The organism is Micromonospora sp. AB353 (genome assembly GCF_049538395.1).
Lineage (GTDB): Bacteria > Actinomycetota > Actinomycetes > Mycobacteriales > Micromonosporaceae > Micromonospora > Micromonospora aurantiaca.
The window spans coordinates 155,793-170,568 of sequence record NZ_JBMVFV010000002.1 but is presented as its reverse complement, the minus strand read 5'-3'; the positions used below and the strand labels follow the sequence as shown (position 1 = coordinate 170,568).

General features: G+C 74.1%; 10 protein-coding genes. 4 read left to right on the top strand and 6 right to left on the bottom strand.

Going from position 1 to position 14,776, the window contains the following annotated elements:
* Positions 1–36: 36 nt before the first annotated feature.
* On the bottom strand, positions 37–294 hold the full coding sequence (locus ACPCK6_RS01920; protein ID WP_135239836.1) for a DUF397 domain-containing protein: 258 nt from the start codon (positions 292–294) through the stop codon (positions 37–39).
* Positions 295–519: 225 nt separating this feature from the next.
* On the opposite strand from ACPCK6_RS01920, the gene ACPCK6_RS01915 reads away from it, so the two are divergent.
* Positions 520–1,155, top strand: coding sequence for a GGDEF domain-containing protein (locus ACPCK6_RS01915; protein ID WP_423480163.1), 636 nt, complete (start codon positions 520–522; stop codon positions 1,153–1,155).
* 67 nt (positions 1,156–1,222) lie between these two features.
* Here ACPCK6_RS01915 and ACPCK6_RS01910 read toward each other — a convergent pair whose 3' ends face one another.
* The gene (locus ACPCK6_RS01910) at positions 1,223–1,717 is read right to left on the bottom strand and encodes a type II toxin-antitoxin system PemK/MazF family toxin (RefSeq protein WP_396881662.1); all 495 of its coding nucleotides are present in this window, start codon (positions 1,715–1,717) and stop codon (positions 1,223–1,225) included.
* Between the two features lie 77 nt (positions 1,718–1,794).
* Here ACPCK6_RS01910 and ACPCK6_RS01905 point away from each other — a divergent pair, with 77 nt between their 5' ends.
* The 3 genes from ACPCK6_RS01905 (at position 1,795) to ACPCK6_RS01895 (ending at position 4,286) form a co-directional block, all read left to right on the top strand.
* Positions 1,795–2,391 carry a DUF4291 domain-containing protein gene (locus ACPCK6_RS01905; RefSeq protein WP_423480162.1) on the top strand — a complete coding sequence of 199 codons (597 nt, stop codon included), beginning with the start codon at positions 1,795–1,797 and terminating at the stop codon, positions 2,389–2,391.
* 124 nt (positions 2,392–2,515) lie between these two features.
* Positions 2,516–3,028 (top strand): NUDIX hydrolase, encoded by a 513-nt coding sequence (locus ACPCK6_RS01900; protein ID WP_396881660.1) that lies wholly within the window; start codon positions 2,516–2,518, stop codon positions 3,026–3,028.
* Between the two features lie 43 nt (positions 3,029–3,071).
* The gene (locus ACPCK6_RS01895; protein WP_423480161.1) at positions 3,072–4,286 is read left to right on the top strand and encodes a hypothetical protein; all 1,215 of its coding nucleotides are present in this window, start codon (positions 3,072–3,074) and stop codon (positions 4,284–4,286) included.
* Here ACPCK6_RS01895 and ACPCK6_RS01890 read toward each other — a convergent pair.
* The 4 genes from ACPCK6_RS01890 to ACPCK6_RS01875 form a co-directional block, all read right to left on the bottom strand.
* Entirely contained in the window at positions 4,232–5,884 is a 1,653-nt protein-coding gene (locus ACPCK6_RS01890) for a DUF885 domain-containing protein (RefSeq protein WP_423480160.1), read from the bottom strand. The two genes, ACPCK6_RS01895 and ACPCK6_RS01890, sit on opposite strands and share 55 nt — an antisense overlap.
* A gap of 95 nt (positions 5,885–5,979) precedes the next feature.
* Positions 5,980–11,466: a non-ribosomal peptide synthetase/MFS transporter gene (locus ACPCK6_RS01885; RefSeq protein ID WP_423480159.1), complete on the bottom strand. Its 5,487-nt coding sequence runs from the start codon at positions 11,464–11,466 to the stop codon at positions 5,980–5,982.
* Positions 11,466–14,591 (bottom strand): non-ribosomal peptide synthetase, encoded by a 3,126-nt coding sequence (locus tag ACPCK6_RS01880; protein WP_423480158.1) that lies wholly within the window; start codon positions 14,589–14,591, stop codon positions 11,466–11,468. The genes ACPCK6_RS01885 and ACPCK6_RS01880 overlap by 1 nt, the downstream gene beginning before the upstream one ends.
* A complete protein-coding gene (locus ACPCK6_RS01875; RefSeq protein WP_135239827.1) occupies positions 14,588–14,776 on the bottom strand; it encodes an MbtH family protein in 189 nt (62 codons plus the stop codon). Before ACPCK6_RS01875 ends, ACPCK6_RS01880 begins: the two co-directional genes overlap by 4 nt.

The following is a 14,776-nucleotide window of genomic DNA, read 5'->3' as shown; positions in this document are numbered from 1 at the left end:
ACCGACAGTGAGGTGAACTCCTCCGGACGGACGGAGTCAGTCCCGTGTACGGGACGGCGGGATCAGGTGGTCGAAGTCGCCGTCCCGCGCGCCGAGCACGAAGGCCGCGATCTCGTCCACTGTGTAGATGAGCGCCGGGCCCTCCGGGTGCCGCGAGTTGCGGACCGCGATGCCGCCGCCGTCGGGCAGCTCGGCCAGTTCGACGCAGTTGCCGCTGGGGTTGCTGCGGCGGCTCTTCAGCCAGCGCATCGGTGGCAACTCGGTCACGGGCACGCCGTTCGGGGGTTGCTGCATGGGCGTCCTTCGGGATGAGCCAGCCGAGGCCGCGGGGAGGAGCGGTGGGTGGCGACGTCTGTCGACTGAGGAGTGAGATGCACGTGCATCTGCTATTGCATCTGCAATGGACGGAGAGGATGATACTCGAAATACGGTGTGCCGGTTCGCTCACGTACGGTGACCTGAACCCGGCCCCGGGGACGCCGCTCCGCGCGGCTTCGGGACTGCGGTGAGGAGGACGCGTTGGCGGATCCGATGACCATCGCCTCCGGCATCTCCGCGGCTGGCGCACTCGTCTCCGCCTGGCAGTTACGCCGCCGCGCGCTGCGCGCCGAAGCCGAGATCGAGCTGCTCCAGGCCGAGCTGGCCGCCGAGCGGCACGCCGCCAGCCACGACCCGCTCACCGGGCTGCCCAACCGCCGCGCGTTCTTCCGGCTGGCCGCCGCCCTGCTCACCGACCCCGCCGGCCAGCCGCTCGTCGCGGTCGTGCTCGACCTGGACAACTTCAAGCAGGTGAACGACCGCTACGGGCACGCAGCCGGGGACCAGGTGCTGGTCTGCGTCGCGCAGCGGCTCGCCGCGTTCGCCGGCCCCAACCTGGTCGCCCGGCTCGGCGGCGACGAGTTCGCCGGACTGCTCGCCAGCCCCACGCCGGACCGCCGGTGGATCGAGCACGCCACCCGGCGGCTCTGCGAGGCGCTCGCCGCGCCGATCCCGCTCGGTGCGCGCAGCATCCAGGTCACCGCCTCGGTCGGACTGGCGCCGGTGCACTGCCCCACCCAGCTCACCGACGCGCTCTGCCGCGCCGACGCGGCCATGTACGAGGCGAAGACGCTCGGCGCGTCCCGCCCGACCCGCCAGCTCGTCGCGGAGTGCTGAGCGGCTCGTCCCGGCCCGTCTTGTCCGCCGACTCGTTGCGGGTGCCGGGGCGGCTCTGTCTGGTGGGTCAGCGCCAGCCGTAGCCGGCGCGCAACGCCTGCCCGACCCGGTCGAACCGGGGCCGGTCCAGCACCGCGCCCTCGCGGCGGATGCTGTCCTCGCGCATGGTGAGCACCCGGTCCAGGCGTACCCAGCTCGGCCGCGCGTCCCGGTCCCACTCCCCCGGGCCGAGCGCCAGCCAGTGCCGCTGACCGTCCCGGTCGCTCTGGCTGGACAACATCAGGCCGAACAGCGTGCGGCTGTGCCGGCCCACCACCAGCACCGGACGGTCCTTGCCCTGACGCGGGTCGTCCTCGTACGGCACCCAGGTCCAGACGATCTCGCCCGGGTCGGCCTGCCCGTCCGGCTCCGGGGCGTACGACAGCTCGCGGCGCTGCAACGCGCTGACCTGGCGGCGGCGCGCGACCTGCGCCGGGATCGGCCCGCCGGGGCGGGCGGGGGCGGGTACGCCCCGGGTGATCCGGCCCAGCTTCGACGCCACGTTCCTCAACAGACCTGCCACGGCGGGCAGCCTATCGGCCGGGGCGCCGGGCCCGGAATCGGGTCGCCGGAGCGGGTACGCGGTGCCATCATGCCCCGGTGACAGTGCCCCGCCACCAGATCCGCGCCACGTACACCGGCACCGCCGTCACCGTCTACCAGGCGTACCCGCCGGAGATCGCCGACGCGGCGCTGCGGGCGGGGCGGTTCGTGCCGCCGTTCAAGCGGGAGCGGATGACCTGGATCAAGCCGTCGTTCCGCTGGATGATGTACCGCTGCGGCTGGGCGCTCAAGCCGGGCCAGGAACGGGTGCTGGCGGTCGACATCAGCCGGTCCGGCTTCGAGTGGGCCCTGCGGCACGCCTGCCTCAGCAGCTACGACCCACGCCTGCACCCGGACCGGGACGCCTGGCGGCACCGCCTGCGGGTCAGCCCGGTGCGGGTGCAGTGGGACCCGGAACGCTCGCTGCGGCTGGCGCCGCTGCCGTACCGCTCGCTGCAGGTCGGGCTTGCCGGTGACGCGGTACGCCGGTACGTCGACGAGTGGGTGGTCGGGCTCACCGACGTCACCGGGCTGGCCCGGTCGGTGCACGGTCGGCTCACCGACGGCGACGAGGCCGGGGCGGCGGCGCTGCTGCCGGTGGAGCGGCCGTACCCGCTGCCGGCCGAGGTGGCGCGCGTCGTCGACGCCGGCTGAGCGGGAGCGGTGCCGCGCCGGGCTCGCCATCGTCGCGCCGCGCGCCGCGCCGCTCCGCGATGTTAATAAGGGGCCCCTCTACTACCGGAGGCGTTAATAGGGGGCCCTTCCTTACGCTGGGGGCGTGGAGTTGCCGGACGATCTGCCGCTGTTCGAGCGCAGCGCGGTGCGGCTGGTGGTGCTCGACGCCGCCGACCGCCTGCTGCTGTTCCACACCCGCGACCCGGACCACCCGGACCTCGGCGTGTGGTGGGAGCTACCCGGCGGCGGGCTGGACCCGGGCGAGACGTACCGGGAGGCGGCGGTCCGCGAACTGCGCGAGGAGACCGGCATCGCCATCGGCCCGGACGAGGTGGGCGCTCCCACCTGGCGGCGGCGGGCCAGCTTCCGGCACCGGCAGCGCCGCCACCTCCAGGACGAGGTCATCGTGACGGTACGGCTGCCCGGCCCGGGGCCGGACGTGGACGGGGCGCTGCGGCTGGACTACGAGGTGGAGGACTACTTCGGGTTCCGCTGGTGGCCGCTGGCCGAGGTGCTCGCGAGGCGGCCGCGCTGCTATCCCGGGCGGCTGCCGGAACTGCTGCCCGCGTTCCTGGCCGGGACGGAGATCGACGAGCCGTTCGAACTGTGGTCCTGACGCGGGGCGTGCCGGGGAGCGCGCCGGCGGGCAGAGTGGAGCCGTGACTCCACTGCGCGCACCCCTGGCCCGTTACGCCGAGCGGCTGCACCGCGCCGCCGGTGACACCCACCATGTCGCCTCGCCGCTGGGCGCCTGGCTGCTGCTGGCGCTGACCGGCCCGGCCGCCACCGGCGACGCCCGCGCGGCGCTCGCCGAGGCGCTCGACGCCGACCCGGACGACGCCGCCGCCGAGGCCCGGGCACTGCTCGCCGCGCCGCACCCGATGGTCGCCGCCGCCACCGCGCTGTGGGAACGCACCCCGGCCGCCGAGCTGGCCGCGTGGCGGGCCGCCCTGCCGGAGGACACCGAACGCGGTCCGCTGCCCGACCAGGCGGCGCTGGACGCCTGGGCCCGGGAGCGTACCGGCGGGCTGATCGACCGCTTCCCGGTCGACGTCGCCCCGGACACCCTGCTGATCCTGGCCAGCGCGCTCGCGACCCGGGTGTCGTGGGCCGACCCGTTCGACACCGCCCCGGGTACGGAGCTGGGCGCGGGCAGCGCCTGGTCCGGCCGGCTGAACCGGGTGCTGCGGACGCCGCCGGTCGGGCACCGTTGCTGGGTGGCGGCCACCGACCGGGCCGGTGACGTGGCGGTGCACGCGGTGCCGGCCCGCACCGGCGACGACGGCGCGGGGATGCTCGTGGTGTCGGTGGCCGCCGCGCCCGAGGTGCCGGCGACCGACGTGCTGGCCGCCGCGCAGGAGCTGGCGAGCGCCGCCGCGCTCGTCCCGGACTCCATGCCGGGCTGCCGGTCGCTGTTCGACCTGCCGCTGGGCGAGACGCCGCTGTGGGCGCTGCGGGAGGAGCCGACCCGCACGTACGCCGCAGACGGCCGGGAGGAACGCGCCACTGCGGTGCTGCCGTGCTGGTCGGCGCGCAGCCGGCACGACCTGACCGCGCCCGGGTTCGGCTTCGACGCGGCGGCGCGGGCGCTCGGCGAACTGCTGGGCCTGGCCGGGCCGGAGTTCGCCGCCGCGCAGTCGGCGGTGGCCAGGTTCGGTCGCTACGGCTTCGAGGCGGCCGCGGTGACCGCGTTCGGCCGGGCGACGGCGCTACCGCCGGAGGGGATCGCGCGCGTCGCCGAGCTGCGGTTCGGTCACCCGTACGCGGTGGTCGCGGTGACCACCGACCCGGCCGGCGGCCCGTGGCACGCGCTGCCCGTCTACTCCGCCTGGGTGGCCGACCCGGAGGAACTGCCCGCCGGCGAGGCCGGGTAGGCGGCGAGCGCGCTGCTGAGCTGGTCCAGGCCCAACGAGCCGAGTTCCAACGCCCGGTTGTGGAACGCGCGCCGGTCGCCGGGGAACGCCGCGCGGCCGTCCCGCCACACCCGCTCCCCCACCTTGTAGGTCAGCGCCTGCCCGGGCCGGCCCAGGTAGCGGGCCAGTTCCAGTGGCGCGTACGGGCCCTGGTGGCAGCGGTCGCGCAGCAGCTCCAGCGCGGCGTCCGGCGTCCACGGCTCGCCGCCGCCGGAGGGCGTCGGCAGCTTCAGGTGCAGGCCGATGTCGAGCACCACCCGGGCCGCCCGCAGCAGCTGCATGAACAGGTGTCCCAGCCGGGCGCCCGGCTGCTCGTAGAGTCCGAGTTCGTCCATGAACCGCTCGGCGTACAGGGCCCAGCCCTCCTGGGCGGCGGAGAGCCCGCCGAGCAGGTTCAGCCGCTGCCCGGGGCCGCCCCGGCACGCCTCCGAGCCGAGGTGCAGGTGGTGGCCGGGGACGCCCTCGTGGTACGCGGTGCTGTACGCCCACCAGGTGGAGAAGTGCTCCTGCCCGTCGGGCAGCAGCCACGAGACCCGGCCCGGCCGGGTCAGGTCCCGCGACGGCGCGATGTAGGCGGTGCCGCCCGACGTGGTGACCCGTGACTCGATGCGCCGTAGCGGCGCGGGGATGTCGAAGTGGACGCCGTGCATCCGCTCGGTGGTGGCCTCCAGCAGCTCCTGGAGCCAGCCGGCGAACTCGTCCCGGCCGCGCAGCACGCCCGGCGCGTCGGGGCGGTCGAGCCGTTCCCGCACCTCGGGCACGGTGCCGCCGAGGGTTCTCGCCTCGGCGGCCAGTTCCGCCTCGATGGCGGTGAACTCGTCCCAGCCCCACGCGTACAGCTCGCGCAGGTCCGGTTCCGCGCCGAGGAAGGCCCGCACCCACAGGGCGTACCGCTGTGGACCGAACGCCTCGTCGTCGTGCGCCCGGGGCGCCAGGTCCGCGGTGAGCGTCGCGGCGAACCTCCGGTACGCCTCCCGCGCGCCCTGCGCCGCCGCCTGCAACGAGGCGCGCTGCGGGCCGTCGCCGTACCGCCGCACCAGGGCGAGGTCGTCGTCGAGCCAGGTGCGGCAGCGCCGCGTCACCAGCTCCACCTGACGCCGGGCCGGCAGGTGACCGCGCGCGGCGGCGAGCAGCAGGCTCCGGGCGTACCCGTCGAGTGTGGCCGGGATCGCGGCCTGGCGCGCGCCGACGCGGGCCCAGCCGTCCTCGGAGGCCGCGCGCCCGGCGTCGCGGCCCGGCACCGCCGACTCGACGCACTGCCGGATGAGCTGGAGCGGGCCGGTGGCCGCGGCGTGTAGTTCCCGCAGGTTCTCCCCGGCGTCGTGGAAGGCGATCCGGGCGCGCAGCCGTTCGGCGAGGTGTTCGTGCAGCGGGGTCGTGGCGGGAAGCGCCTCGATCCGGCGCAGGGCGCGGGCGGCGAGGTCGGCGCGGGCCTGGTGACCGTCCGGGCTGTAGTCGGTGAGCCCGTCGACGTCCTGCTCACCGGCCTCGACCACGGCGGCGCACGGATCGAGGCGCCCCATCTCCCGCAGCAGCGCGTCGGTGACGTCCTCGCTCATCGCACCGATGCTAGCCCCGGCGATCAAGGAGTTCGTGCCGGTCGGAAGGCCCGGAACGGACACGAACTCCTTGATCAACCGGAGGGTAGGCGGGGTCAGACCGAGGCGAGTTCCTTCTTCTCGGCCTTGGCGGCCAGGCGCTTCTCGCGCTCCTGGGCACCGATCAGATCGTCCGGCAGGGAGTCCTCCACCTCCAGGTCGAACCGGCGCAGCAGCCGGATCGCGAAACCGCCGAGCGTGATGAGGATCAGCGCCGCGCCGAAGCAGATGTACGCGAAACCGATGCCCCGCCCCGGTCCGGTGCCGATCACCGCGCCCACCGAACCGGCGAGCGCCCCACCGGGTGCGAGCATCGGCTCGAACAGCGCGGTGGCGCCCGGCGCGAGCAGCGCGAACCCGATCGGCAGCGTCGACCAGGAGATGGTCTGGTTCAGGCTGAACACCCGGCCGTGGAAGCGCTGCGGCACCTTCACCTGGACGATCGTCGCGTAGATCGACTGCGCGGTGGTCATCGACATGGCCAGCCAGCAGAAGCCGACGCAGATCATCGCCACCGACGCGTCCAGGCCGATCAGCACGCAGCCGATCGCGGTGCCCAGGTTGCCGATCAGCACGCCGATCATGCGGCGCTTGCGCGGGCCGCCCCACAGCGACATGAGCACGCCGCCGAGCACCGCGCCGACCGCCTCGGCCAGCGCCACCTGCGCCACCTGGGTCGGGCTGCCGAACGACAGCACCAGCGGCGTGATGAGCACCAGCGCGGGCGCCAGGAAGATGTTGCCCAGCGCGAAGTAGCCGAGCATCAGCCGGAACCCGCGGTGCCGCCACGAGTAGCGCATGCCGTTGGCGATGGCCACCAGCAGGCGTTCCCGGGGCCGCCAGCCCAGCGCGTCCGGGAAGCGGACCACGGCGAGGGTGAGCACCGCGAACACGTAGCTGGCCACGTCGACCAGCAGGATGCCCTTGAGCTCGATGGTGGCGAGCAGGCCGGCCGCGAACGCCGGCATGAGCAGCGTGGCCACACCGGTGGAGAGCTGGGTGATGCCCATGGCGTGCCCGAGGTAGCGCTTGGGCACCAGCTGCGGCACCGCCGACTGGAACGCGATCCGCTGGAACGAACCGGCCACCGAACTCAGCGCCACCAGCATGTAGATGTGCCAGAGCACCAGGTTGTCGGTCCACAGCAGCGTCGCCAGCACGAGCTGGACGGACCCGGCGAAGCAGCTCGCCGTCATCATGATCCGCCGCCGGCTGACCCGGTCGACCAGGGCGCCGGCCACCGGCAGCATGAGCACGCCGCAGATCAGCGCCAGCGCCCAGAGCAGGCCGAGGTTCGCCACCGAGCCGGTGCGGTTGAACAGCCAGATCGGCAGCGCGAACGCGGTCAGCGCGGAACCGGTGCTGGAGATGAGCTGGCCGGTCGTGATGGCCATGAACCGGCCCATGCTCGGCTTGACCGTCTTGGTGGGCTTGCGGTCCTCCCCCACCCGCAGCGTGTCGGCCACCACCCAGCCGGCGTCCTCGCCCCGGGCCTCCGGCGTCAGCGCGCTGACGTCACCGGCGACCACCGCCGGGTGCACCTGTGTGACGATCTCGGCCAGTTCCTCGGCCCGGTACTTGAGGAAGAAGTGCCCGGCCTGGTCGAGGACGACGAGGCCGAGCGTGTCGCTGAGGAACTGCCACTCGGCGTACCGCTCGCGGTAGTAGTCGGTCACCGGGTCCTCGGAGCCGACCACCGAGATGATCGGCGTCCGGAGCTTCGCCGCCTGCTGGTCCAGCAGCCGGGTGAAGTACTCCTCCGAGGCGCGGGAGTCGGCCCGCATGTTGCTGATGATCCGGTCGGCCTGCTCCGGGTCCAGCTCGTCGGTGTCCACACCCATCGACTTGAGCCAGCTCGCGGAGTGCCTGTTGCTGCTGAGCCGCTCGAGGCGGTCGCGGAGCGCCGCGATCACGCCCTTCGGGCGGGCGAACGGGAACATGGCGCCGATGTAGACGGCCTCCAGGTTCCGGCCGGCCGCCTCGACCTTGCGGGCCACGTCGGCGAGGATGGCGCTGCCCACGCCGCAGTGGCCGTACAGGGCGATCGGTCCCTCGACCCGCTCCAGGATCTCGTCGGCGACTCGGCTGGTCAGCTCGTCGAACGGCAGCGCGTCCTCGCTCAGACCCACGTCGTGGCCGGGGATCGCCAGCGACCACAGCCCGTACCCGGCCGGCAGCGCGTCGGCCAGCGGCTGGTAGACGATGGCGCTGCCGCCGCCGTACGGGACGCAGACGTACGTCAGCACCCGCCTGCCCGCCGGGATCGGCTTGGTCAGCTCGTAGAGCAGCCGGCGCGGCCCCTCCTGCGTGGCGTCACCGGAGATGAACGCGGCGAGGTCCCGGATGGTGCGCTGCTGGAACAGGTCCATCACGCCGACCGCCCGGCCGCCGAGCTCCGCCTTGCGGATCTTCGCGACCACCTGGGTGGCGAGCATCGAGTGCCCGCCCAGGTCGAAGAAGTCGTCGTCGATGCCGAGCGTGTCCACGCCCAGCACCTCGGACCAGATCGCGGCGAGCGCCCGCTCGGTGTCGTCACGCGGCTCGACGAGCGCCACCGACGCCTCGCGGGTGACCACCGGCGCTGGTAGCGCCTTGCGGTCCAGCTTGCCGTTCGGGGTCAGCGGCAGCGCGTCGAGCGTGACGAACGCGGCCGGCACCATGTATTCGGGCAGCGTGTCCTTCAGCGCCGCCTTCAGCGCGGCGTGCTCGGCCTCCCCCACCAGGTACGCGGTGAGCCGCTTGTCGCCCGGGCTGTCCTCGCGGACGATCACCGTGGCCTCGGTGACGCCCGGCTGCTCGCGCAGCGCGCTCTCGATCTCGCCCAGCTCGATGCGCAGACCACGCAGCTTGACCTGGTGGTCGATGCGGCCGAGGAACTCGATCACCCCGGCGCCGTCCGGGCCGACGACCCAGCGGGCCAGGTCACCGGTGCGGTAGAGGCGGGCACCCGGCTCGACGGAGAACGGGTCGGGGACGAACTTCTCCGCGGTCAGCGCCGGTCGGCGGTGGTAGCCGCGGGCCAGCCCGACACCGCCGATGTGCAGCTCCCCGGCCACCCCGACCGGGCACTGCGCGCCGGACGGGTCGAGCACGTGCAGCCGCAGGTTGGCGATCGGCGCGCCGATCGGCACGCTTGTCACCTGCGCCAGCCGGTCCGGCTCGCACGCCCAGGCGGTCACGTCGATGGCCGCCTCGGTCGGGCCGTACAGGTTGTGCAGGCCGCACCAGGGCAGCCTTGCGGTGAAGTCGGCCGCCGACGCCAGTGGCAGCTCCTCGCCGGAACAGATCACCCGGCGCAGCGCGGTGGCCGCCTCCACGCCGTCCTCGGCGAGGAAGACGGTCAGCATCGACGGGACGAAGTGGGCGGTGGTGATCCGCTCGGACACCAGCAGGTCACGCAGGTAACCGGCGTCCTTGTGGCCGCCCGGCTCGGCCAGCACCAGGCGGGCGCCGGTGCGCAGCGGCCAGAAGAACTCCCACACCGACACGTCGAAGCTCGCCGGGGTCTTCTGGAGCACCGCGTCGTCGGCGCCGAGGCCGTACGTCTTCTGCATCCAGTCGAGCCGGTTGACGATGCCCCGGTGCGTGTTCGGCACGCCCTTCGGGCGGCCGGTGGACCCGGAGGTGTAGATGACGTACGCCAGGTTCTCCGGCCCGGCGGCCGGCGTGGGGTCGGACTCGGGCTGACCGCTCCACACGGTGGCGTCGTCCAGTTCGAGCACGGTGGCGCCGGTGTCGGGCAGCACGTCGCGCAGGTGCGACTGGACGAGCACCACCGGCGCGTCCGCGTCGCCGACCATGAACGCGAGCCGGTCGGCCGGGTACTCCGGGTCCAGCGGCAGGTACGCGCCGCCGGCCTTGAGCACGCCGAGCAGGCCGGCGACCAGCTCCACCGACCGCTCCGCGCAGACCCCGACCAGGGTCTCCGGGCCGACGCCGGCCGCGCGCAGCCGGTGCGCGACGCGGTTGGCCTGCGCGTTCAGCTCGGCGTACGTGCGGCTGAGCCCGTCGATGGTGACCGCGACCGCGTCCGGGGTGGCGGCGGCGCGCTCCTCGATCGGGCCGTGCAGCGTCTCGGCGCGCGGGAAGTCGGCGGTGGTGTCGTTCCAGGCGGCCAGCAGATCCCGCTCGGCGGCGGGCAGCAGCGGCAGCCGCGACACCGGGGTGTCCGGCGCGGCGACGACCGCGTCCAGCAAGGTGGTCCAGCGCTGCGCCATCCGCTCCACCGTGGCCCGGTCGAACAGGTCGGTGTTGAAGACCAGCTTGCCCCAGAGGCCGTCGACGGTCTCCACCGCGTGCAGCTCGAAGTCGAACCGGGTGGCCTGCAACTCCATCGGGGTCCAGGAGAACGTGACCTCGTCGGTGCGGGACACGCCGGTGAACCGGCCCATCTCGTAGTTCTGCAGCACGAACATGGCCTGGAACACCGGGGAGCGGCTGACGTCGCGCGGCAGGCCCAGCTCGTGGACCACCTTGGCGAACGGCACCTCGGCGTGCTCGAACCCGTCGAGCACGGTACGGCGGGTGCGCTCCAGCAGCTCGGCGAACGTCGGGTCGTCGGCCAGGTCGGCGCGCAGCGGCAGCATGTTGATGAACATGCCGACCACGTTCTCCAGCTCCGGCGCGGACCGGCCGGCCACCGACGCGCCGATGGCGAAGTCGTCCTGGCCGGCGTGCCGGGCCAGCAGCACCTGGTACGCGGCGAGCAGCGTCATGAACAGCGTGCCGCCGCTGTCCCGGGTGAGCGTGTTGAGCGCCTCGGTGGCGGCCGGGTCGAGCTGGAACTCGACGAAGTCACCCCGGTAGGTCTGGGTGGCCGGGCGGGGCCGGTCCAGCGGCAGCTCCAGCGGGGTGATCCCGGCCAGTCGCTGCTTCCAGTAGTCGACGTGCGCCCGCGCCTGCGGGCCGTCCAGCTCCTGGGCCTCCCAGACGGCGAAGTCGCCGTACTGGATCGGCAGGGCGGGCGGCTCGCCGCCCCGGTAGAGCGTGATCAGGTCGCGCAGCAGCACGTCCACCGACCAGCCGTCGCCGACGATGTGGTGCTGGGCCAGGAACAGCACGTGGTCGTCGGCGGCGAGCCGGATCAGCAGGGCCCGCAGCAGCGGCCCGTTGGCCAGGTCGAACGGCTCGGCCGCCGCCGCGTCGACGAGCGCCTGCGCGGCCGCCTCGTCGGACGCCTCCACCACTGTCAGCGGCACGTCGGCGGTGTCCGCGACGACCACTGTGGGACGACCGTCGGCGTCGGCCGGGAAGCGGGTGCGCTGCGACTCGTGCCGGTCCGCGAGCCCGGTCAGGGCGGCGCGCAGCGCGTCCACGTCGAGTGGTCCGCGTACCCGCAGCGGAACCGCGATGTGGTATGCCGCCTCGCCCGGGGCGAGCTGGTCCATGAACCAGACCCGCTCCTGGGCGTAGGACAGCGGCACCTGGGCGCCGGACGGGCGGGGGGTGATCCGGGCCGCGGGGGCGGCCTGGCGGGCGCGTAGCCGTTTGGCGATCAGCGCCTGCCGGGCCGCCTCGCGGGCCGGATCCTTCAGGTCCGTCATCAGTTGGTTCCCTCTTCCGCCGCGAGCAGCGCGGCGACCTCGGTGTCGGAGAGCCCGTCGAGTTCGGCGGCGATCCGCTGTTCGATCTGGGCGGCCAGGTCCGCCACCACGGGGCTGCTGAACAGCGCCCGCATGGGCAGGTCGACGTCCACCTCGGCGCGGATGCGGGCCATCGCCCGCATGCCGCGCAGCGAGTTGCCGCCGAGGGCGAAGAAGTCGTCGTGGGCACCGACCTTCTCCACCCGGAGGATCTCGGCGTACACCTCGGCGACCAGGGCCTCGGCCTCGGTGCGGGGCGCGACGTAGCTGTCCTGCGCCGCCTCGGTCGTCGCCGGGGCGGGCAGCGCGGCACGGTCCAGCTTGCCGTTCGGCGTCAGCGGCAGCGCGTCCAGCCGGACCAGGGCGGCCGGCACCAGGTGCGCGGGCAGCTCACGGGCCAGTTCGGCGCGGACCGAGTCCTCGTGGGCCGGACCCACCAGGTAGCCGACGAGCATCGGCTCGCCGCCGTCGGTGCGGACCGCCGCGGCGGCGGCGCGCACGTCCGGGTGGGCCAGCAGCGCGGCCTCCACCTCGCCCAGCTCGATCCGCATGCCGCGCACCTTGACCTGGTCGTCGCGACGGCCCAGGTAGTCCAGCGTCCCGTCGGCACGCCAGCGGGCCAGGTCGCCGGTGGCGTACATGCGGGCGCCGGGCGGACCGTACGGGCAGGGCAGGAAGCGCTCGGCGGTCAGGGCGGGCCGGTCGTGGTAGCCGCGCGCGAGCTGGGTGCCGGTGACGTACAGTTCCCCCACCACGCCCGGCGGCACCGGCCGCAGCGCGCCGTCGAGCAGCAGCGCCCGCGTGTTCCAGGTGGGCGTGCCGATCGGCACCGGACCGGCCGGGACCGGCTCGCCGGGAGCGATCCGGGCCGCGACGCAGCCCACCGTGGCCTCCGTCGGGCCGTACTCGTTGATCACTGCTACGTCGGGGTGTGCGGCCCGCCAGGCGGCGAGCTGCTCCCCGGTCAGCGCCTCGCCGCCGATCACCAGGTCGGCCGTCGGCGACAGCTCGCCGTCGAGCAGCGGCAGGTGGCTCGGCGTGACCTTGAGGAAGGCGGGCCGGCCACCGGCGCGGGCGGCGGGCTCGTCGATCGCGGCGAGCCGTACCGTGCCGCCGGCGGTGAGCGTGCCGAGCAGGCCGGTCACGGTCAGGTCGAACGACACCGGCGAGTGCAGCAGCGCCACCCCGGCCAGCCCCGGGTAGGTGGCGCGGGCCCAGGCCAGGTACGCGGTCACCGCCCGGTGCTCGACCACCACGCCCTTCGGGCGGCCGGTGGAGCCGGAGGTGTAGAGCACGTACGCCGGGTGCTCCGGGCGCAGCGGCGCGACCCGGTCGGCGTCGGTGAGGTCGTCGCCGGACTGGTCGGAGCCGATCTCGCCGTCGAGCACCAGCGCGTCACCGGGCACCAGGGCGGCGGTGTCCGGCGCGGTCACCACCAGCGCGGGCGCGGCGTCGGCCAGGAGGTACGCGATCCGGCCGGCCGGGTACGCGGTGTCCACCGGCACGTACGCGGCACCGGCCTTGAGCACCGCCAGCATCGCCACGACCAGGTCGCAGGAGCGGGGCAGCGCCAGCGCCACCCGGGTCTCCGGGCCGGCGCCGCGCGCCACCAGCAGCCGGGCCAGCCGGTTCGCGGCGGTGTTCAGCTCGCCGTAGCGCAGCGTCACACCGTCGCAGACCAGCGCCGCCGCGTCCGGGGTGGCGGCGGCCTGCCGCTGCACCTCGTCGACCACGGTGGTCACCGGCACGTCGCGGGCGGTGTCGTTCCAGGTGCCGAGCACCTGCTCCCGTTCGGTGTCGGTGAGCAGCGGCAACGCGCCGACCGTACGCTCCGGCTCGGCGACGGCGGCGGCGAGCAGCCGGACGTAGCGGCGGACCACCGTCTCTGCCGTGGCCCGGTCGAACAGCTCGGTGCGGTAGACCAGGCGGCAGTCGCCGGTGGTGATGTCGAAGGCCAGGTCGTCCTTGGTGGTGCCCAGCTCCACCGGGTCGAGACCGGAGTCCGGGATCCAGTTCAGCGCGGTCTGGAAGATCGGCTGGACCGACGGGTCACGCTGCGGGTCGACCGCCTCGACGATCTTCTGGAACGGCGTCTGCCCGTGCTCCATCGCGTCGATCAGGCCGTTGCGGACCCGGCCCAGCAACGCCGCGAACGTCGGGTCGCCGGAGACGTCGCAGCGCAGCGCCACCGGGTTGACGAACATGCCGATCAGCGGCGTCAGCTCCGGGTTGTCCCGGCCCGCGGTGGAGACGCCGACCACCACGTCGGCGTCGCCGGAGATCCGTGACAGCAGCGCCGCGAAACCGGCGAGCAGCACCATGTACGGCGTGGCCTGCGCGCCGGTGGCCAGCACGCCGACGCGGTCCAGCAGCCCGTCGGGCAGCGTGAAGCGCACCTCGTCACCGGCGAAGCCGAGCTGGGCCGGGCGGGGCCGGTCCAGCGGCAGGCCGGTGACCGGCGGCGCGCCGGCCAGGTGACCGGTCCAGAACGCGAGCTGACGGTCCAGTTCCGCACCGGTGAGCTGCTGACGCTGCCAGACCGCGAAGTCCGCGTACTGGATGGGCAGCTCGGGCACGGCGGGCTCGGCGCCGGTGCGCGCGGCCTCGCAGAACGCGACCAGCTCGGCGTGGAACAGCACCGCCGAGTGGCTGTCGAAGACGGCGTGGTGCACCACGAACGCCAGCGCCAGCCCCTCCTCCATCCGGATCAGCCGGGCCCGCCACAGCGGCGCCGCGTCCAGCGGGATCGGCGTGCGGGCCATCTCGCCGCGGATGCGCTCGAACTCGGCCCGCTGCTCACCGGCCGGCAGGTGGGTGATGTCGGTGACGGGCAGCGGCGCCGGCTCGTGGGCGCGTACGACCTGCACCAGCGCGCCGTCGTCGGTCCGCAGGCGGGTACGCAGTGCCTCGTGCCGGGCGATGACCCGGTTGACCACGTCGGCGGCCGTGTCGGCGTCCACGTCGGCCGGGAACAGCCACGGGAAGGACACGTTGAACACCGGCGACCCGGCGTCGAGCTGGTTGGCCATCCACACCCGCTCCTGGGCGTACGAGGCCGGGAAGGTCCACTCCTGGCTCGTGCTCATGAGAGGGCCTCGCGCACGGAGCGGGGACGCATGTCGGTCCAGACCTCGTCGACGTGGGCCAGGCACTCCTCGCGCGTCCCGGCGAAGCCGGTGTCGTGCCAGCCGGCGGGCAGGTCCCGGTCGGCCGACCAGATCGAGTACTGCTCCTCGTCGTTGCGGACGACCAGGAATCGGGGTTCGGCCAT